This window comes from Flavobacterium sp. SP2 (assembly GCF_057626655.1).
Map to the genome: position 1 here is coordinate 120157 of NZ_JBVHBT010000002.1, position 17817 is coordinate 137973.

Genomic DNA, 17817 nt, shown 5'->3' on the forward strand with positions numbered 1-17817 from the left:
TAATTGTAATTTTTGTTTGAATATTAATTTCCACTAGTGTTAATATGTATAACTCCATTTTCATCTCTTAATGAATTTAATTTTTCTTCTTGCATTTTTTCAAAATCTTCTCGACTGATTTTTTTACCTTTCGATGGTTTTTTAATGACAATTTTATCTTTTGGATTTATGATTATTTTAGAACATAATACACTCGTAATCCCGTTGTTAGCCTCTAAAATAAGACCTGGCAATCCCCAATAACTTGATGGACCGTTTGCAACAGGAATTTCTGTAGTGTACCAAACGATTATTGTTTTTGACTTTGGTTCAGATAAAGTCAAAAATGTAGTTTGATTATTGGCTTGCGCTTTTTTAGCAGTTTCATAATCGGCTAACTCTTCTTCTGAAACCGGAATTACAACTGTTGCTTTTAGACAATTGTATTCTCCAATTTTTTTTCTTTCATTAGACAACTGCCAATCCATTTTTTTTAATGGTTCTGAAATTAGAAAATTTTTATTAAAAGCTTCCGTTTCACTAAGAAGAATTTGCTCTTTGGTATTTTTGTATATAATTCCATCATAACCTGATTGAATAATTTCACTTGATTGCATTGTAAGTTTTTGTTCCTCATCATATGTGCTTTCAAACGTATTAAACTTTAGTATGTATGTCTTTTCAAAAGCTGCGGACATTTTTGAAATAAGTTTAGCTTTGGTTTCTTGATCCATATCTGGAATATCAATCCCAATAGATTTCATGTCCGTTTTACTTTGATATATTGCTATACCTTGAAAAGTATTTTGAGAAAATGAAATTGCTGATAACAATAAGGTAATTAGAAAAGTAATTTTTTTCATTTTAATTGGGTATTGTAAATGATATTGTTGTTTATAAAAAAGAAGAATCTCATAATAAGGTTTGAGATTCTTCTTTTACTTGATGTTGCTTTGTTTTATCCTCCAAAACGCATTGATCGTCCACCACCTTGACCTTGATTCATTTCTTGCATCTCTTTCATTTTCTTCACAACAGTTTCGTCGTAATCTTTCTGAGATATTGATTTACCATTACTTGGCGCTTTAATTTCAACTTTATCTTTTGCATTCAAAACTACTTTTGAACACAAGATTATAGTTTTCCCGTCGTTAACTTCTAATATTAATCCAGGCAAACCCCAATAGCTTTCTGGACCTTGATTTACAGGTATTTCTGGAGTATACCATGCTGTAATTGTAATTTCTTTTGGAACTTCAATACCGTCCATAAAGTTGGTTTTTTTGTCTTCTTCTTTTACACCTTCTTTCTTCTTGTCGCCTTCATTTCTGGTTCTAAAATTTCTAAAATCCGATTTACTAGCTTCTTTAACAGCAGTCGCTTTGTAACAAGTATAACCACCTATTACACGAGTTTCCGATTCCATTTTCCATTTTAAATTGGGCAACGAATCTTTTACAAGAAACTCTTTTCCCATAAATTCTTTATCTACCGTGTATGATTTTTCTTTTACATTTTTATAGTATGTACCGCCACCACCAGACATAGAATTCATCATCATTCGCATTCCACCACCACTTTGTGGCGATGCATCTAATTTCTCTTCCTCTTTATAAATTGATGCCGATTTATCGAAATTTAAAATAAATGTCTTCTCAAACATTTTTTTCATTCGTTCCTCGATCATGGCTTTCATTTCGGGAGTTACGTCTTTGTTGCCTTCAAATCTTTTGGAAAATTCAGCAGTACTAGTTTTGGATTCGTAAACAGCCATACCTTGAAAATCTTTTTGGGCGTGTGCGGCAAAATATGCCAAGAAAAGTGAAAGGGTAAAAAGTATTTTGTTCATCAGAAATAAATTTAAATTTGAAACAAATATGACGATTGAAATCTGTTTTTGTTACCAAAGATTTGTTAAAATAATTAGTTTGACTAACATATATGTAAATGGTTTAATGTAATTTAGCATTGTCATGAGAAATATATTTTTTGCCCTAATACTTTTAAGCTCATTAATTTCAAATAGTCAAATCTTTAAAATTGATGCAGTACTTCAAAACACTTACACAATCGATGCCGATTTCTTTGTCGGCTTTGATGGCTTTGGAACCGCTTATTATTTAAAAAACAATGTTCTCATTAAGAAAATTGAATCTTCAGAACTTCAATATCAAAATGTTGCTTTGGGAAAATTAACCAAAGTTGACATTACCAATCCTTTAAAAATTATTTTATTTTATGAAGAATTCAATACAGTAATTGTATTGGATAATCAACTGAATGAAATTCAAAAAATTGAATTCTCAAAATTGGAAACACCTGTTGTTGCCGCTGCAATAGGAATTTCTATTCAAAATAAATTGTGGGTATTTAATACTTTAAACCAGCAAATTGGACTTTATGATTTGAACGCTGCTACTTATGCTAATCTTGGAGTGCCAATTGAAACACCTTTTCAATATTATCAAACCGATTTTAATTATTTCCATTGGATTGACAAGCAAAATCAATGGATGACTTCTACAATTTTTGGTCGCGTTTTTAGCCCCGGAAAAGTAGAAAAATTCTCGAAAATCACACTTTTGGATAACAACAAAATAATATTTTCCGACAACAATCAACTGTTATTGAAAGACTGCAAAGAAAATAAAATTTACAAAATTGAAATTGTTGAGAAAACCTTTGACAATTTTTATTACAAAGACCAAATTTTATCTATTTTTACCAACAAACAAATTACAAATTATAAAATCGTAACACCATAATGCACATAGCAGTAGCAGGAAATATAGGCGCAGGAAAAACAACTTTAACTCAATTTTTAGCGAAACACTTCAAATGGGAACCTCATTTTGAAGATGTTGTAGACAATCCGTACTTGGATGATTTTTACCATCAAATGGAACGTTGGTCGTTCAACTTACAAATATATTTTTTAAATAGTAGATTTCGTCAAGTATTGCAAATTCGCGAAAGTGGTAAAAAAATAATTCAAGATCGAACTATTTATGAAGATGCACATATTTTTGCACCCAACCTTCATGCCATGGGATTGATGACCAATCGCGATTTTGAAAACTATTCTTCTCTTTTTCAATTGATGGAAAGTTTGGTTGAAGCTCCTGATTTATTAATTTATTTACGAAGTTCTATTCCAAATTTGGTAGGACAAATTCACAAACGTGGTCGCGATTATGAAAATTCGATTTCCATTGACTACTTAAGTCGATTGAACGAGCGTTATGAAGCATGGATCACTACGTATACTAAAGGCAAACTTTTAATAATTGATGTTGATAATATCGATTTTGTTAATAATCCAGAGGATTTAGGTATGATCATCAACCGAATTGATGCTGAAATAAACGGATTATTTTAATTGCTATCAATTTTAATTCTATAAAAAAAACACAAAGTTTTCCTTTGTGTTTTTTTGTGCTTTAATTGATTGTTTATACTATTACATTCCGCTACGAATAGCTTCAACAGGATCTAGTTTCGCAGCAGAAATTGCTGGTAAGATTCCAGAAACCAAACCAATTACGATTGCTAATCCTGTTCCTAAGCAAATATTGAAAAAGCTTAGCACAAAATCAAATTCGAGTAATTTGGTTAATCCCATAGCAATGAGCCAGACTAAAATTATCCCTATAAATCCACCGATTACACAAAGTATAACGGCTTCGAAAAGAAACTGAAAAAGTATGAAACGATTTTTGGCGCCAAGTGATTTTTGAATTCCAATTAAATTAGTTCTTTCTTTTACTGATACAAACATGATATTGGCAACTCCAAAACCTCCAACTAAAAGTGAAAATCCTGCAATAATCCAACCACCAACATTCATACTACTAATGATTCCATCTAACAAATCGGTGAAACCAGAAAAAACATTGATGAAAAAATTATCTATTTCGCCAGTTTTTACACCGCGCATGCTTCGTAATTTCTGAGATAAATCGGCTTTGAACGCTTCCATATCGACACCTTTTTGAGGCTTTATAACAATAACTGGCGTCATGGAATCGTTATTATCGCCATACATTCTTCTAAGAAAATTAACCGGAATAAATGCCGAAGTATCATTACTATCACCAAATAATCCTGCGCCTTGTTTCTTTAAAACTCCTATTACAGTAAATCGTTGTCCGTACAATCGTACTTGTTTTCCAATTGGATCCACGTTTTCGAAAAGACTGGTTGCAATTTCGTCACCAATTACTACAACTGGCGCACCCGAATTGGATTCGGACTCGTTATAAAATCGTCCTTCTGAAAATTCTAATCCTTGAATGTCTATAAACTCTTGTGAAACCGGTACAATATTTACTGAACTAACCGATTTTGCATCGTATTTTATAATTTCAGACCTTACAAAAAGTTGGTATGCCAATTCTTGAGCTTCTGGTAAATTATTTTTTAAATATTGGTATTCTTCATAATTTACATCTGGAAATTGGTCGCGCTTCCATCTTGGAATTTCTGATGGTCCAAAAGAAAACTTGGCTAGATAAATGGTATTTTTATCTAAACTGCTTAAATCTTTTTTGATTTTTTGATCTAACGAATCTACTGCGGCAAGCACCGCAATGATTGAAAATATACCAATGGTAACTCCTAATAACGATAATAATGTACGCAGTTTATTGTTTCGCAACGCGTTCATGGCAAAACTGAAACTTTCTTTTAATAAACGAATATATACTAACATATTTGGATTTTCTTTCTTGTGTAAATTTAAGGTATTAGTAAATATAATTATGAAATTGTTACAAGTATTCAATACATAAATCTAATAACCCTGACTGAAGCGGAAATCCTTGCCTTGTTTTCTTGAAAAAAACAAGGTAAGATTGTATCGAAAGGCAGGAAAATGGTTGGTGAAAATGCCAAAACATTTGTTTCTAAAAAAAATACTGTTTTACATTAATTTTTTGATAAAATTGGAAATAGTTGACAAGAAAAAAAACTACTTTTGCACGCTTAACAACACTACAAAATGAGCACAACTAAAACAATTAAATCGGCATTGATTTCTGTCTTTTCTAAAGACGGTTTAGAACCTATTGTTCGCCAACTACACGAACAAAATGTAACTTTTTACTCAACTGGTGGCACAGAAGAATTTATAAAAAACCTTGGAATTCCTGTAGTTCCTGTTGAAGATATTACCTCGTTTCCCGAAATTCTTGGCGGACGAGTGAAGACGTTGCACCCAAAGATTTTTGGCGGAATTTTAAACCGTCAAGATAATGAAAGTGATGTGGCACAAATGAAAGAATTTGACATTCCGCAAATTGATGTTGTGATTGTTGATTTATATCCGTTTGAAAAAACGGTAGCTTCTGGTGCAAGCGAAACCGATATTATTGAAAAAATTGATATTGGTGGAATTTCACTAATTCGTGCTGCTGCTAAGAATTTTAAAGACACTGCAATTGTGGCTTCGGTAGATGAGTACAGTACTTTTCTTGATATGATTGTAGATGGAAATGGCGCTACGACCTTGGAACAAAGACGACTTTTGGCAACGAAAGCTTTTCATGTTTCGTCACATTACGATTCGGCTATTTTTAATTATTTCAATACCGATGAAACGATTTTGAAAACTAGTATTGCCAACGGACAGATTTTGAGATATGGTGAAAATCCACATCAGAAAGGATTTTTCTTTGGCGATTTTGATGCGATGTTTACCAAATTGCACGGAAAAGAATTATCCTATAACAATTTACTTGATGTTGATGCGGCTGTAAATTTGATTTTTGAATTTAAAAATGACGCGCCAACATTTGCAATCTTAAAACATAATAATGCTTGCGGATTGGCAACAAGAGCTACAATGCACGATGCTTATGTAACGGCTTTGGCTTGCGACCCTACATCAGCTTTTGGCGGCGTTTTAATTGCAAATGGCAAAATTGACACCGCAACTGCAACCGAAATAAATTCACTTTTTTGTGAAGTAGTAATTGCGCCAAGTTACGACGAAGAAGCAATTTCAATTTTATCAGAAAAGAAAAACAGAATTATTTTAGTAATAAATGATGTTGAATTGCCTCAACAACAACTTCGTACTTGTCTTAACGGAATATTAGTTCAAGATAAAAACAATATTACAGACAATAAACAGTCGTTAAAAACCGTTACTACTACATCTCCAACAAATCAAGAAGTTGACGATTTAATCTTCGCTTCTAAGATTTGTAAAAATACAAAATCCAACACCGTCGTATTTGCTAAAAACAATACTTTAATTTCTTCTGGAACAGGTCAGACTTCACGTGTTGATGCTTTAAAACAAGCAATTGAAAAAGCACATACATTTGGATTTGATTTAAATGGCGCAGTTATGGCAAGTGATGCATTTTTTCCGTTTCCGGATTGTGTAGAAATTGCTAAACATGCTGGAATAACAGCTGTAATTCAGCCAGGTGGATCAATTAAAGACGAATTGAGTATTAATTATTGTAACGAAAATAATGTTGCAATGGTATTTACAGGAACGCGTCATTTTAAACATTAATTTGTTTAACTTTGCGCTATTAAATTATTAACTTTTAACCCCTAAACAACTTATGGGATTTTTTGATTTCATGACCGAGGATATTGCGATAGATCTTGGTACCGCTAATACACTAATAATTCACAACGATAAAGTTGTAATTGATAGTCCGTCAATCGTTGCTAGAGACCGAGTTTCTGGTAGGATAATTGCCGTTGGAAAAGAGGCCAACATGATGCAAGGAAAGACACATGAAAACATAAAGACCATTCGTCCGTTAAAGGATGGAGTTATTGCAGATTTTGATGCATCAGAGCAAATGATAAAAATGTTTATCAAAAGTATTCCTGCATTGAAGAAAAAAATGTTTCAACCAGCATTGCGAATGGTAGTTTGTATTCCATCTGGAATTACCGAAGTAGAAATGCGTGCGGTAAAAGAAAGTTGCGAACGTGTAAACGGTAAAGAAGTGTACTTAATTCACGAACCAATGGCAGCAGCAATTGGAATTGGAATTGATATTATGCAACCAAAAGGAAACATGATTGTTGATATTGGTGGTGGAACTACCGAAATTGCAGTTATTGCTCTTGGTGGAATTGTATGCGACAAATCGGTGAAAATTGCAGGTGACGTTTTTACAAACGACATCATTTACTACATGAGAACGCAACACAACTTATTCGTTGGAGAAACAACAGCTGAAAAAATAAAAATTACAATTGGTGCCGCAACCGATCAGTTGGAAACTCCTCCAGACGACATGTCGGTTCAAGGTAGAGATTTACTTACTGGTAAACCAAAACAAGTAGAAGTTTCTTTTAGAGAAATTGCAAAAGCTTTGGACAAATCTATTCAAAGAATTGAAGATGCAGTTATGGAAACGTTATCTCAAACGCCACCTGAATTAGCCGCAGATATTTATAATACCGGAATATACTTAGCTGGTGGAGGTTCTATGCTTCGCGGATTGGACAAACGTATTTCATTAAAAACTGATTTACCTGTTTATATTGCCGAAGATCCTTTGAAAGCCGTAGTTCGTGGAACTGGAATGGCCTTGAAAAACATACCAAAATTTAGAAGTATTCTTATAAAATAAATTCCAAATTTACTAAATTCCAAATTCCAAAAATCGTTATTGCAATTACTTTTGGGATTTGGAATTTTAAGGTTAATAACTTTTAAAATTATGCAGCAAATATTTAATTTTATATTTAAAAACAGCCATCGCATGCTGTTTTTGCTGCTTATGGCAATCTCTATCGGATTGACAATTCAATCCCATTCTTATCACAAAAGTAAAATTATAAGTTCGGCAAATTTCTTGTCTGGCGGTGTTTATGCTGAAGTAAATTCGATCAATGAATACTTTGATTTAAAAACCAAAAACGAAGAGCTTGCAAAAGAAAATAGCCGATTGAAAGGATTATTGTTCAACTTAAAAGACACTACAAAGGTTCCGAATTTTGATTCCATTAAAGGTGTTAATAAGTACGACATTATAAATTCTAAAGTAATTAAAAACTCCTACAGTTCGCAGGAAAACTTCTTAACATTAGACACAGGAACAAATCAAGGTGTTGAACCAGACATGGGCGTCATAAATAGTTTAGGTATAGTCGGAATTATTGAAAACACATCTCCAAAGTATGCTACGGTTCTAAGTATTTTGAATGTGAAATCTCAGATCAATGCAAAAATTAAAAAATCCAATCATTTCGGATCATTAATTTGGAATGGAAAAAGCACTGGTTTCGTTCAGTTAATAGATGTACCAAGATTGGCATCTGTTAAAAAAGGTGATACCATCGTAACTGGCGGACAATCGACTATATTTCCTGAAAACGTAGGAATTGGAACTATTGATAAAATCTACACCGATGATGAAACCAATTTTTTCACAATCAATGTAAAACTCTTTAATGATATGACAAGTTTAGAACATGTTTACATCATCAAAAATAAAGACAAAAAAGAATTTGACGAAATACAAAAAAAGACGGTAAAGAATGAATAGCACATTGTTATATAACATCGTACGATTTGTATTGTTGCTTGCAGCACAAATTCTTATTTTCAATAACATCAACTTTTCTGAATATATTAATCCTTATCCTTACATTTTATTCATTATTTTATATCCTGTAAACGGAAATAAATACGGAATTTTATTAGCTAGTTTCTTGCTGGGTATTACAATGGACCTGTTTTGTGATTCGGGTGGTGTTCATGCTGCGTCTTGCGTTTTACTTGCCTTCATGCGTCCTTCAATTTTCAGATTTTCGTTCGGATTAAGCTATGAATATCAAACGGTTCGTTTAAATGATGTTTTAACACCTGAACGATTTTCGTTTATTTTTCTTGCAGTAGTAATTCATCATTTTTCGCTATTTTTACTTGAAGTTTTTTCCTACTTATCCATTTGGGATATATTGCTTCGTACTTTAGTAAGCACACTTTTTACGATAATAATTTGTATATTAATAATTTACTTAATTAAGCCAAGTAAGCGATGAGAAAAATTTTGCTCCCAACTTTGGTTATTATCTCAGCAGTATTGCTGTTGATACGCATTTTCTTTTTACAAATTATAGACGATTCTTTCAAATTAAAATCGGAAAACAACGCCATTAAAATCAAATACGATTATCCTGAAAGAGGTTATATTTATGACAGAAATGGTGTGCTTTTAGTTGCCAATCAGCCTTCTTATGACATCATGGTAATTCCAAGAGATATTAAAAACTTGGACACCATACAATTTTGCAATTTACTTGATGTAACGAAAGAAGAGTTTATTAAAAGAGTCAACAAAGCTAAGGTTTATAGTCCGATGCTTCCGTCTGTTTTTTTACCCCAATTAAACAAGTTGGAATATGCTGCGTTTCAAGAAAAAATACGAAAATTTGAAGGATTTTACATTCAAAAACGTTCTTTGCGTGATTACCAAGAAGATTTTGGTAGTAATATATTCGGATTCATTACGCAAGTAAACGAAAAAATTATTGAGAAAAATCCGTATTATATTGGTGGAGATTTAATAGGAAAGCAAGGAGTTGAAGAAAGCTACGAAACTCATTTACGCGGTCAAAAAGGTGTTAAATACATTTTAAAAGATAAATTTAATAGAGAGATTGGATCTTATAAAGATGGAAAATACGATACTATTTCTAAACAAGGAGAAGATTTAACGCTAACTATTGATGCCGAACTTCAGAAATATGGAGAAGAATTAATGGTTAACAAATGGGGTGGTATTGTTGCAATCGAACCTAAAACTGGTGAGATTTTGGCATTAGTAACTGCGCCTTCATACAATCCAGGAATTCTTGTAGGAAGACAACGATCTAAAAATTATACTTTTTTATACCGAGATTCTATTGCAAAACCACTTTACGACCGTGGACTTTTGGCAGAATATCCGCCGGGTTCTCCATTTAAAATCTTGACGGCTTTAGTTGGTTTGCAAGAAGGAGTTATTGATACAGAAACTTCGTTTGTATGCCACCACGGATTTAGTTATGCGCGTGGTAGATTTATGAAATGTCACGACTCGGGAATTTCCAAACTACACAACGGAATTTATAATTCGTGCAATACGTATTTTGCAAACGTATTTATGAAAACCATTAATAAATATAAAAAACCTGGAGATGGAGTTGATGTTTGGGCAAAACATATTAAAAGTTTTGGTCTTGGAGAATTCATGGGAACCGATTTGCCAACTGGAAAAGCTGGTGCAATTCCAACGTCAAAAACTTATAAAAAGTTATATCCAAATGGTGGTTGGCGAAGTACGGCAATAGTTTCTAACGCCATTGGTCAAGGTGAAATTTTAATGACTCCAATTCAACTTGCAAATATGATGGCTACGGTTGCCAATCGGGGTTATTATTATACTCCTCATATCATTAAGAAAATCGAAGGTGAAGTTATTGATAAAAAATTCACAACCAGACACATGACTACTATCGATCGTAAGCATTTTGAACCAGTTATAAATGGTTTATATGATGTTTATAATCTCGGAACTGCAAGAGGTTTGGGTGCTGTGGGTATTGATATTTGTGGAAAAACTGGTACTGCCGAAAATTATTTGAAAGTAAATGGGAAGCGAGTAAAACTTCAAGATCACTCAATATTTGTGGCATTTGCTCCAAAAGACAATCCCAAAATTGCAATTGCTGTATTCGTTGAAAATGGATATTGGGGTGCAAGATGGGCTGGACCAATTACTACTTTGATGATTGAAAAATACCTTAACAAGAAAATTTCCAGAATGGATTTGGAAAAAAGAATGTTAACAGGAAGTTTAAAAAATCAGTACGACAAATTATTACCTAGAAATAAGCAAGATAGTATTGCAAAAATTAACATGCGCTTGCAAGATAGTGTTGCAAAAATCAAGAGACAACGCGATTCGATCAATAATAAGAAAGAAGTAAAAATTGATACTTTAAAGTCAATTCAATAAAATGAAAAATCAAAGTGTAACTAGCAATATCGATTGGATTAGTATACTCATTTACATCGTTTTGGTGATAATGGGTTGGCTAAATATCTACTCATCATCGTTATCTAATGTTACCGAATCCAATACAATTTTCGATTTCTCACAAATTTATGGTAAGCAATTCCTTTTCATATTATTTACTATACCGCTTATCTTTATCGTGCTCACGGTCGAAGCCAAATTTTATGAAAAATTTTCTATTGTAATTTTTGCTGTTGCACTTGTATCGCTTCTGGGTTTGTTTGTTTTTGGAAAAACTATTGCTGGGCAACGTTGCTGGTATGCAATTGGTAGTTTTACTTTGCAGCCTTCTGAATTTGCTAAAGCAGCAACCGCGTTAGCGTTAGCAAAATACCTCAGCGATGTACAAGTAAATTTGAAAGAAGTAAACCGACAAATACAAGCATTAGTAATAATTTTTCTGCCTGTAATGCTAATTTTACCTCAACCCGATCCTGGAAGTGCGTTGATTTATAGTGTTTTCTTTATTGTTTTGTTTCGAGAAGGTTTGCCAGGTTGGTACCTACTTACTGGTTTTATTGCTATAGTTGTTTTTATCTTAACCTTAGCAATTGGAAACCCATTAATTGTTATCGGAATAGCAGCTGTTGGATTACTCATTAATCATTTCAGAAGCCGTTTTGTAGATCGCAATATCATTATGAGCGCTATACTTCTAGTTGCAATGTCAGGATTAAGTTATTCTGTTGATTACGTATTCACCAATGTTTTTAAGCAGCACCACCGTGATCGATTTAATATTTTACTAGGAAAAGAAGTCGACATGAAAGGTGTAGGCTACAATACCAATCAGTCGGAAATTGCAATAGGATCTGGAGGATTGTTTGGAAAAGGCTATCTAGAAGGTACGCAAACCAAAGGTGGATTTGTACCCGAACAACATACCGATTATATATTTACAACTGTAGGAGAAGAATGGGGATTTCTAGGTTCCATATTTGTAATTGGAATGTTTGCAACACTAATCCTTAGGATAATTTATCTCGCAGAACGACAAAAAACCAAGTTCAGCCGTGTTTATGGTTACTGCGTTGCCGGAATTTTATTCATTCACTTTTTTGTAAATATTGCCATGGTAATTGGCGTATTCCCTACAATCGGAGTTCCTCTACCGTTCTTTTCTTATGGTGGTTCGGGACTTTGGGGTTTCACAATTTTGTTGTTTATTTTCCTAAAAATGGATGCCAATAAAGTAAATGAATGGTAATTTTAGTTAGTCGAAAGTTATAAAGTTATAAAGTCAAAGGACTAATCGAAGTAATAGCTTTTTTTAAAATCAATAGTCAGCGTAATTTTTTCAGTTAAAAACTCCAATCTTTATAATCACTACTTTTTTCCAATTTACTTTCAATTTCATCCTCTAATTTTGGATAAAAATCAATACCTGTAACTTTTTCAATTTCATCAACCGAAACTACAAATTCGTATAAAGGCTTCTTGCTATCATTAGCTGGAACTAGAAAAGCAATCATTTTGTATTTGCCATTAGAATCGTCAAGTAAAACCTTGTAAAAATATTTTGGAACTGCGACATTTTCATTTCCAATAGTTTCTAAATCATCCGACAATATTCCACCAGTAACCACGAATATTCCATCATATTTAGTCGACCAATACCTGACTTTCTGCTCCAATGTATTCCAAATACCTTCATTAAAATCGTGCTTTTGTGGCGAAATATTACTAGTCAAAAAAGTTTCTTCGAATGCATCCTTAGAAAATTTCATGTCTCCGGCCGGACAAAGATGACCTTTATCATAACCCGAATTTTTATAATTTCTCCAACTTGCCGAACCACTCTTCACTTTACTATCTTCTATAAAAAAAGGTCTTTTAAAATTTTGACTGTTGCGAACTTGTGCTTTTAGTTCATAGGCAACCCATTCTGCTTGTTCGTATTTTTCATGATAAGAAAGAACATAATTGTCGTGCTTTACAACCACATTGGTTGTTGAAGTAGGAAGCATATTTTCAAAATTCAATGTTATAAAATTTTTATTTTGAGAATTTGGGACTTTAGTATTTTCCTCTATCACTTCCTTCTTGCAAGAATTTAAAACAAAAATCATGACTAAAAAAAACATAGTATTTTTCCGTATAATTTTATAAAAGATAAATTTTATTGTGTAAATCATTGCTGTATTTTTTTTGTTTCTTTGTATGATAATTTATAATACACTTTTGATATGAAAATTAAAATAGTAATTACCGCATTAGTCTTGGCAAGTTTTCAAAACTTTGTAGCACAAGAAAATTCCACTACAACAATAGTAGATTCTGTAAAAGTAAGTACAATAGACTTACAAAAACAACAAGCTGAAGAAAAAGCTAGAGTCGAAAATCAATTAAAAGAGGATAAAAAAGCTTTAAAACAACAAGAACGTCTTGAAAAAGATCGTAAAGATGCAGAAGACAAAATTAAAAAAGAACAACGACGAGTTGAAAAAGAGCAAGACAAGTTAAAGAAAGAACAAAAGAAGTTTGAAAAAGAACAAAAAAGATTAGCATCGGCAGAAAAAGCAGTTTCGAAAAACAAAGAAAAACTAGCTAAAGCCAACAGAGATTTAGAGAAAATGCAATCGAAGTTCGAAAAATCTAAATCACGTGGTAAATTATCGGCGGTAGATATCGAAAAAGGAAATGTAAAAATTTCTAAGCAACAATTAAAAATTACCGAAATTCAAGAGGATATTACTAAATCTGAAGAAAAATTAAGTAAGCTTAGATAAGTATAAAAACAAAAAGGTTTGAATGTAAAAATTCAAACCTTTTATTTTTGTAAAAAAATTACATATAAGTTAAAATTTCTTTTTTATAATTATCATACTCACCTTGCATGATCAATCCATTGTCTAATAATTTTTTATAATTCTGAAGTTTATCAAATAACTCATCTTGTGATAATTCGCTTAACTTCTTTTCGGATGAAGACGCTGGTGTTTCTGTTTTAACTTCTTCAAAATTAGAATACGATACAGCTGGAATAATTTCGGCAAAATTGGTCACTTCTTCAGCAACAATTTCTTCAATAACTTCCTCAGGCACAACTTCAGATTCAATGGATTTTACCTCTTCCGTAGTAACTGTTGGTGCTATAATAGGATTTTTTAACAAATCCAATTGTTCTTTAGCAAAGGTATATAATTTTCTTGCCTGATTTTTAGGCAAATAATCAACTGTTTGAGTAAGTTCGGACTTGGTAGTAAATGTAAACTCTGCTCCAAGAATACCTTCTTTTACAAAACTTGCTGCAATATCATCCCAATCATAATCTACAAACTCCATTGACAACCCAAGATTTTTAGGTTTGCAAAGGATAATTCTTTTATTTGTAACTACAATGCTATCTGGAAGAATTGTTACAGCTGGCTTTTTTTGTACTGCGATGTATCCAACTTCTTCATTTGACATTAGAAGATTTTCTAATTTGGCTGTAATTTTCTCGATAGCCTTTGGATCTTGATCTTCGTTTAATATTTTTTTTAGATTATCAATCATAATTTATTTCTTAGAAATTTATATTTATAATTCACACAAAAGTAATGCCTAATTTTCTAATTGATGAATTTCATTTTGTATCTTTTTGGTTAAACTGTTAAAAACCAAATCGTAAGAATCATTAATCAACGAACAAATCATTTTATCAGGAACATCGCTATTTAAATCGACTGTATTCCAATGTATTTTACTCATATGAAACCCTGGATTTATAGCATCATATTCGGCTCTTAGCTCTTCTGCTTTTTCTGGATCACATTTTAAGTTTAATGATGGATTGCCAAGCTCCCATTGCTTTAAAGAACTTAGCACAAACATTTTTCCTCCAACCTTAAATACAAGCGTGTCTTCATCAAAAGGAAAATGCTCGGTCACTCCTTTCTTGCTTAGGCAAAAATCATAAATCTGTTGAATATTCATTATTTATGGTAGTATTTTATATAAAATAGGTTTTGACGGTGAAGCATCATTTTCAAAAGATGCTATTTGCAAATTTAAAACATAGGAACCATCAACAACAGTGTCATCAACAAATATTAGCTCGGTGATTGTTGCATTACGTCGTGCGGAATCATTCAAATTATCAATATTAGTTACGTTCCAAAAGGCTTTATGAGCCACAAGTTTTCCTTCATCAACTTCTCTATCAACACTTGGTAAATCTATTAATAAATGTGAAATTCCCAACTCCCTAATAAATGCAGCCGCTTCTTCACATAAATAAGGTGGATTGCTGTTGGAGTAGTTTTTTGATTTTTTTGAATCTAAATTGGGTAAAGTTCTAATTATTATTGCTTCAGGAACTTTTCCATTCAAAGCATTCTCAATCTGATTTTTAGTAATTACCAAATCATTATTCAGCAATTTAGGTTCAACTGAAATCAATTCGGCTGTAAAGAAAAACTGCTTTAAACACTGATTAATCGAATAAAATTCTCTAGTAATATGACCCAAACATTCGGTATGCGTACCGTGACCGTGAGGATTGAAAATAATAGTATTAAAATTGGTTGAGCTACCTTCTGAAACCTTTCCTATCCAATTGTCGAACGCAACGGGCTCGATAACCGGTTTTTCAAGATACCATGCTATTGGATTTAAATCGGTATTTGATAATGAAATAGAAATATCTAATGGTTGGGATAAATCTATCTCAAAAGTAGTAGTTTCAGTTTTGATTGAGGCAATCATGGATTATTTTGTTTTAACAAACATAAAAAAATCCCATCAATTATTTACTGATGGGATTGTTTTTTTATCTAACTTCTTGATTCAAAATTAAATCTAAGTATAAGTTAATCTTGTCTTTTAGTTCTTTTCGAGGTGTTATAAAATCTAGAAAACCATGTTCTAGAACAAATTCTGCAGTTTGAAAACCTTCTGGTAAATCTTTACCAGTTGTATCTTTTACAACTCTTGGTCCAGCAAAGCCAATTAATGCACCTGGTTCAGAAATATTTACATCACCTAGCATTGCATAAGAAGCCGTTGTACCACCAGTAGTTGGATCGGTACACAATGAAATGTACGGAATTTTAGCATCTGCAAGTTGTGCTAACTTCGCCGATGTTTTGGCCAATTGCATCAATGAATAGGCAGCTTCCATCATTCTCGCGCCTCCAGATTTTGAAATCATCAAGAACGGAACGTTGTTTTTTATTGAATAGTCTATTCCTCGAGCTATTTTTTCACCAACAACAGCGCCCATAGAACCGCCGATAAAGGCAAAATCCATGCAACACACAACTAATTCTTTTCCTTTAGACTTTCCTACTCCTGTTCTAACAGCATCCTTTAAATGTGTTTTTTCTTGAGCATCTTTTAATCTATCTGAATATTTTTTAGTGTCAACAAAGTGCAAAGGATCTTTTGCAGTCATTTTAGCATCAAGTTCTTTAAACTCGTTGTTATCAAACAATATTTCAAAGTATTCTTTACTTCCTATTCTTACATGAAAATCATCTTCTGGACTTACCCAAAGATTTCGTGCAAGCTCGTCTTGGTCAATTATTTTTCCTGTTGGAGATTTATACCAAAGTCCTTTTGGAACATCTTTTTTATCTTCAGTCGCGGTTGTAATTCCTTTTGCTGTTCTTTTAAACCAGGCCATGTCCTTATTATTTTAAATTATAAATTTTGAATTATAAATTATTCCCTATTAGAATTTAAAATTTATAATTCAAAATTTAAAATAGTTTAAAGTGTATTTACGTTATTTAAGTCGGCAAATGCTTGTTCTAGTCTTGTATTGAAAGTTACTTCGCCTTCACGTGTCCATTTTCTTGGATCGTAGTATTTTTTGTTTGGCGATTCGGCTCCATCTGGATTACCGATTTGGGTTTTTAAATATTCGATATTGTTAACCATGTAATCACGAATTCCTTCGGTAAAAGCAAATTGTAAATCGGTATCAATATTCATTTTGATTACACCATAAGAAATACCTTCTCTAATTTCTTCTAACGTCGATCCTGAACCTCCGTGGAAAACGAAATCTACAGGATTGTGACCTGTATTGAATTTATTTTGAACGTAATCTTGAGAATTTTTTAAAATTTTAGGAGTTAATTTTACATTTCCTGGCTTGTAAACACCGTGAACGTTTCCGAAAGCAGCAGCTATTGTAAATCTTGGAGAAACTTTAGAAAGTTCTTCGTAAGCATAAGCTACTTCTTCTGGTTGTGTATATAATTTAGAACTATCTACATCTGAATTATCTACACCGTCTTCTTCACCACCTGTAATTCCTAATTCTATTTCTAATGTCATTCCCATTTTGCTCATTCTAGCCAAATAGGTTTTACAAATTTCGATATTTTCTTCAATTGGTTCTTCAGACAAATCAATCATGTGTGAAGAAAACAATGGTTTTCCTGTTTCTGCAAAATGTTTTTCTGATGCATCTAAAAGACCGTCAATCCAAGGCAATAACTTTTTAGCACAATGGTCTGTATGAAGTATAACAGTTGCGCCATAAGCTTCTGCTAAAGTATGTACGTGTTTTGCTCCAGCAATTCCACCAGCAATTGCCGCTTTTTCGCCAGCATTTGAAAGTCCTTTACCGGCATTAAATTGTGCTCCACCATTAGAGAATTGAATAATTACTGGTGCATTTAATTTTGCTGCAGTTTCTAAAACTCCGTTAATAGTGCTTGATCCTGTTACGTTTACCGCTGGAAGAGCAAAGCCTTTTTCTTTAGCATATTGAAATATTGCTTGCACGTCATCTCCAGTTGCAACTCCAGGTTTAATGTTATGAGCCATTGTTGTTATTTTTAAGTTAAGTTTACAAAAGTAA

Annotated in this window: 18 protein-coding genes; 9 read left to right on the plus strand and 9 right to left on the minus strand. The window is 32.5% G+C overall.

What is annotated here, in order from left to right:
- Positions 1-23: 23 nt before the first annotated feature.
- Together ACZ098_RS04970 and ACZ098_RS04975 are read right to left on the minus strand one after the other, a co-directional pair.
- Positions 24-842: a GLPGLI family protein gene (locus ACZ098_RS04970; protein WP_487310635.1), complete on the minus strand. Its 819-nt coding sequence runs from the start codon at positions 840-842 to the stop codon at positions 24-26.
- A gap of 95 nt (positions 843-937) precedes the next feature.
- Positions 938-1828 (minus strand): GLPGLI family protein, encoded by an 891-nt coding sequence (locus ACZ098_RS04975; RefSeq protein ID WP_487310636.1) that lies wholly within the window; start codon positions 1826-1828, stop codon positions 938-940.
- A gap of 124 nt (positions 1829-1952) precedes the next feature.
- Between ACZ098_RS04975 and ACZ098_RS04980 the strand changes: the two genes are divergently transcribed.
- Together ACZ098_RS04980 and ACZ098_RS04985 are read left to right on the plus strand one after the other, a co-directional pair.
- Positions 1953-2744 carry a hypothetical protein gene (locus tag ACZ098_RS04980; RefSeq protein ID WP_487310637.1) on the plus strand — a complete coding sequence of 264 codons (792 nt, stop codon included), beginning with the start codon at positions 1953-1955 and terminating at the stop codon, positions 2742-2744.
- Complete coding sequence (locus ACZ098_RS04985) at positions 2744-3358, plus strand: deoxynucleoside kinase (RefSeq protein ID WP_487310638.1); 615 nt, start codon at positions 2744-2746, stop codon at positions 3356-3358. Before ACZ098_RS04980 ends, ACZ098_RS04985 begins: the two co-directional genes overlap by 1 nt.
- 81 nt (positions 3359-3439) lie before the next feature.
- On the opposite strand, the gene ACZ098_RS04990 is transcribed toward ACZ098_RS04985, so the two are convergent.
- Positions 3440-4690, minus strand: a complete 1251-nt coding sequence (locus tag ACZ098_RS04990; protein WP_487310639.1) for an ABC transporter permease — start codon at positions 4688-4690, stop codon at positions 3440-3442.
- 288 nt (positions 4691-4978) lie between these two features.
- Between ACZ098_RS04990 and purH the strand changes: the two genes are divergently transcribed.
- The 6 genes from purH to rodA all read left to right on the plus strand — a co-directional run bounded on the left by purH (position 4979) and on the right by rodA (position 12228).
- The gene (gene purH, locus ACZ098_RS04995) at positions 4979-6505 is read left to right on the plus strand and encodes a bifunctional phosphoribosylaminoimidazolecarboxamide formyltransferase/IMP cyclohydrolase (protein WP_487310640.1); all 1527 of its coding nucleotides are present in this window, start codon (positions 4979-4981) and stop codon (positions 6503-6505) included.
- Positions 6506-6557: 52 nt separating this feature from the next.
- Positions 6558-7586: a rod shape-determining protein gene (locus ACZ098_RS05000; protein ID WP_487310641.1), complete on the plus strand. Its 1029-nt coding sequence runs from the start codon at positions 6558-6560 to the stop codon at positions 7584-7586.
- A gap of 90 nt (positions 7587-7676) precedes the next feature.
- Positions 7677-8504, plus strand: coding sequence for a rod shape-determining protein MreC (mreC, locus tag ACZ098_RS05005; protein WP_487310642.1), 828 nt, complete (start codon positions 7677-7679; stop codon positions 8502-8504).
- A complete protein-coding gene (locus ACZ098_RS05010) occupies positions 8497-9003 on the plus strand; it encodes a rod shape-determining protein MreD (RefSeq protein ID WP_487310643.1) in 507 nt (168 codons plus the stop codon). The genes mreC and ACZ098_RS05010 overlap by 8 nt, the downstream gene beginning before the upstream one ends.
- Complete coding sequence (gene mrdA / locus ACZ098_RS05015; protein ID WP_487310644.1) at positions 9000-10961, plus strand: penicillin-binding protein 2; 1962 nt, start codon at positions 9000-9002, stop codon at positions 10959-10961. The genes ACZ098_RS05010 and mrdA overlap by 4 nt, the downstream gene beginning before the upstream one ends.
- 1 nt (position 10962) lies before the next feature.
- The gene (gene rodA / locus ACZ098_RS05020; protein ID WP_487310645.1) at positions 10963-12228 is read left to right on the plus strand and encodes a rod shape-determining protein RodA; all 1266 of its coding nucleotides are present in this window, start codon (positions 10963-10965) and stop codon (positions 12226-12228) included.
- Positions 12229-12322: 94 nt separating this feature from the next.
- On the opposite strand, the gene ACZ098_RS05025 is transcribed toward rodA, so the two are convergent.
- Complete coding sequence (locus ACZ098_RS05025; protein ID WP_487310646.1) at positions 12323-13105, minus strand: DNA/RNA non-specific endonuclease; 783 nt, start codon at positions 13103-13105, stop codon at positions 12323-12325.
- 102 nt (positions 13106-13207) lie between these two features.
- Between ACZ098_RS05025 and ACZ098_RS05030 the strand changes: the two genes are divergently transcribed.
- A complete protein-coding gene (locus ACZ098_RS05030; RefSeq protein ID WP_487310647.1) occupies positions 13208-13750 on the plus strand; it encodes a hypothetical protein in 543 nt (180 codons plus the stop codon).
- Between the two features lie 58 nt (positions 13751-13808).
- Here the strand turns inward: ACZ098_RS05030 and ACZ098_RS05035 are convergent, their stop codons facing one another.
- The 5 genes from ACZ098_RS05035 to fbaA all read right to left on the minus strand — a co-directional run bounded on the left by ACZ098_RS05035 (position 13809) and on the right by fbaA (position 17783).
- Positions 13809-14519, minus strand: a complete 711-nt coding sequence (locus ACZ098_RS05035) for a PH domain-containing protein (RefSeq protein WP_487310648.1) — start codon at positions 14517-14519, stop codon at positions 13809-13811.
- Positions 14520-14567: 48 nt separating this feature from the next.
- On the minus strand, positions 14568-14939 hold the full coding sequence (locus ACZ098_RS05040) for an MmcQ/YjbR family DNA-binding protein (RefSeq protein WP_487310649.1): 372 nt from the start codon (positions 14937-14939) through the stop codon (positions 14568-14570).
- 3 nt (positions 14940-14942) lie between these two features.
- Positions 14943-15710 (minus strand): cyclase family protein, encoded by a 768-nt coding sequence (locus tag ACZ098_RS05045; protein ID WP_487310650.1) that lies wholly within the window; start codon positions 15708-15710, stop codon positions 14943-14945.
- A 64-nt stretch (positions 15711-15774) separates the two neighbouring features.
- Complete coding sequence (accD, locus tag ACZ098_RS05050; protein WP_487310651.1) at positions 15775-16629, minus strand: acetyl-CoA carboxylase, carboxyltransferase subunit beta; 855 nt, start codon at positions 16627-16629, stop codon at positions 15775-15777.
- An 86-nt stretch (positions 16630-16715) separates the two neighbouring features.
- Positions 16716-17783, minus strand: a complete 1068-nt coding sequence (gene fbaA, locus ACZ098_RS05055; protein ID WP_487310652.1) for a class II fructose-bisphosphate aldolase — start codon at positions 17781-17783, stop codon at positions 16716-16718.
- Positions 17784-17817: the final 34 nt, after the last annotated feature.

Excerpts from the sequence above, each read along its gene's own strand:
- ACZ098_RS04970 (WP_487310635.1), bottom strand. The coding sequence starts at position 842 with ATGAAAAAAATTACTTTTCTAATTACCTTATTGTTATCAGCAATTTCA.
- ACZ098_RS04975 (WP_487310636.1), bottom strand. The coding sequence starts at position 1,828 with ATGAACAAAATACTTTTTACCCTTTCACTTTTCTTGGCATATTTTGCC.
- ACZ098_RS04980 (WP_487310637.1), top strand. The coding sequence starts at position 1,953 with ATGAGAAATATATTTTTTGCCCTAATACTTTTAAGCTCATTAATTTCA.
- ACZ098_RS04985 (WP_487310638.1), top strand. The coding sequence starts at position 2,744 with ATGCACATAGCAGTAGCAGGAAATATAGGCGCAGGAAAAACAACTTTA.
- ACZ098_RS04990 (WP_487310639.1), bottom strand. The coding sequence starts at position 4,690 with ATGTTAGTATATATTCGTTTATTAAAAGAAAGTTTCAGTTTTGCCATG.
- purH (WP_487310640.1), top strand. The coding sequence starts at position 4,979 with ATGAGCACAACTAAAACAATTAAATCGGCATTGATTTCTGTCTTTTCT.
- ACZ098_RS05000 (WP_487310641.1), top strand. The coding sequence starts at position 6,558 with ATGGGATTTTTTGATTTCATGACCGAGGATATTGCGATAGATCTTGGT.
- mreC (WP_487310642.1), top strand. The coding sequence starts at position 7,677 with ATGCAGCAAATATTTAATTTTATATTTAAAAACAGCCATCGCATGCTG.
- ACZ098_RS05010 (WP_487310643.1), top strand. The coding sequence starts at position 8,497 with ATGAATAGCACATTGTTATATAACATCGTACGATTTGTATTGTTGCTT.
- mrdA (WP_487310644.1), top strand. The coding sequence starts at position 9,000 with ATGAGAAAAATTTTGCTCCCAACTTTGGTTATTATCTCAGCAGTATTG.
- rodA (WP_487310645.1), top strand. The coding sequence starts at position 10,963 with ATGAAAAATCAAAGTGTAACTAGCAATATCGATTGGATTAGTATACTC.
- ACZ098_RS05025 (WP_487310646.1), bottom strand. The coding sequence starts at position 13,105 with ATGTTTTTTTTAGTCATGATTTTTGTTTTAAATTCTTGCAAGAAGGAA.
- ACZ098_RS05030 (WP_487310647.1), top strand. The coding sequence starts at position 13,208 with ATGAAAATTAAAATAGTAATTACCGCATTAGTCTTGGCAAGTTTTCAA.
- ACZ098_RS05035 (WP_487310648.1), bottom strand. The coding sequence starts at position 14,519 with ATGATTGATAATCTAAAAAAAATATTAAACGAAGATCAAGATCCAAAG.
- ACZ098_RS05040 (WP_487310649.1), bottom strand. The coding sequence starts at position 14,939 with ATGAATATTCAACAGATTTATGATTTTTGCCTAAGCAAGAAAGGAGTG.
- ACZ098_RS05045 (WP_487310650.1), bottom strand. The coding sequence starts at position 15,710 with ATGATTGCCTCAATCAAAACTGAAACTACTACTTTTGAGATAGATTTA.
- accD (WP_487310651.1), bottom strand. The coding sequence starts at position 16,629 with ATGGCCTGGTTTAAAAGAACAGCAAAAGGAATTACAACCGCGACTGAA.
- fbaA (WP_487310652.1), bottom strand. The coding sequence starts at position 17,783 with ATGGCTCATAACATTAAACCTGGAGTTGCAACTGGAGATGACGTGCAA.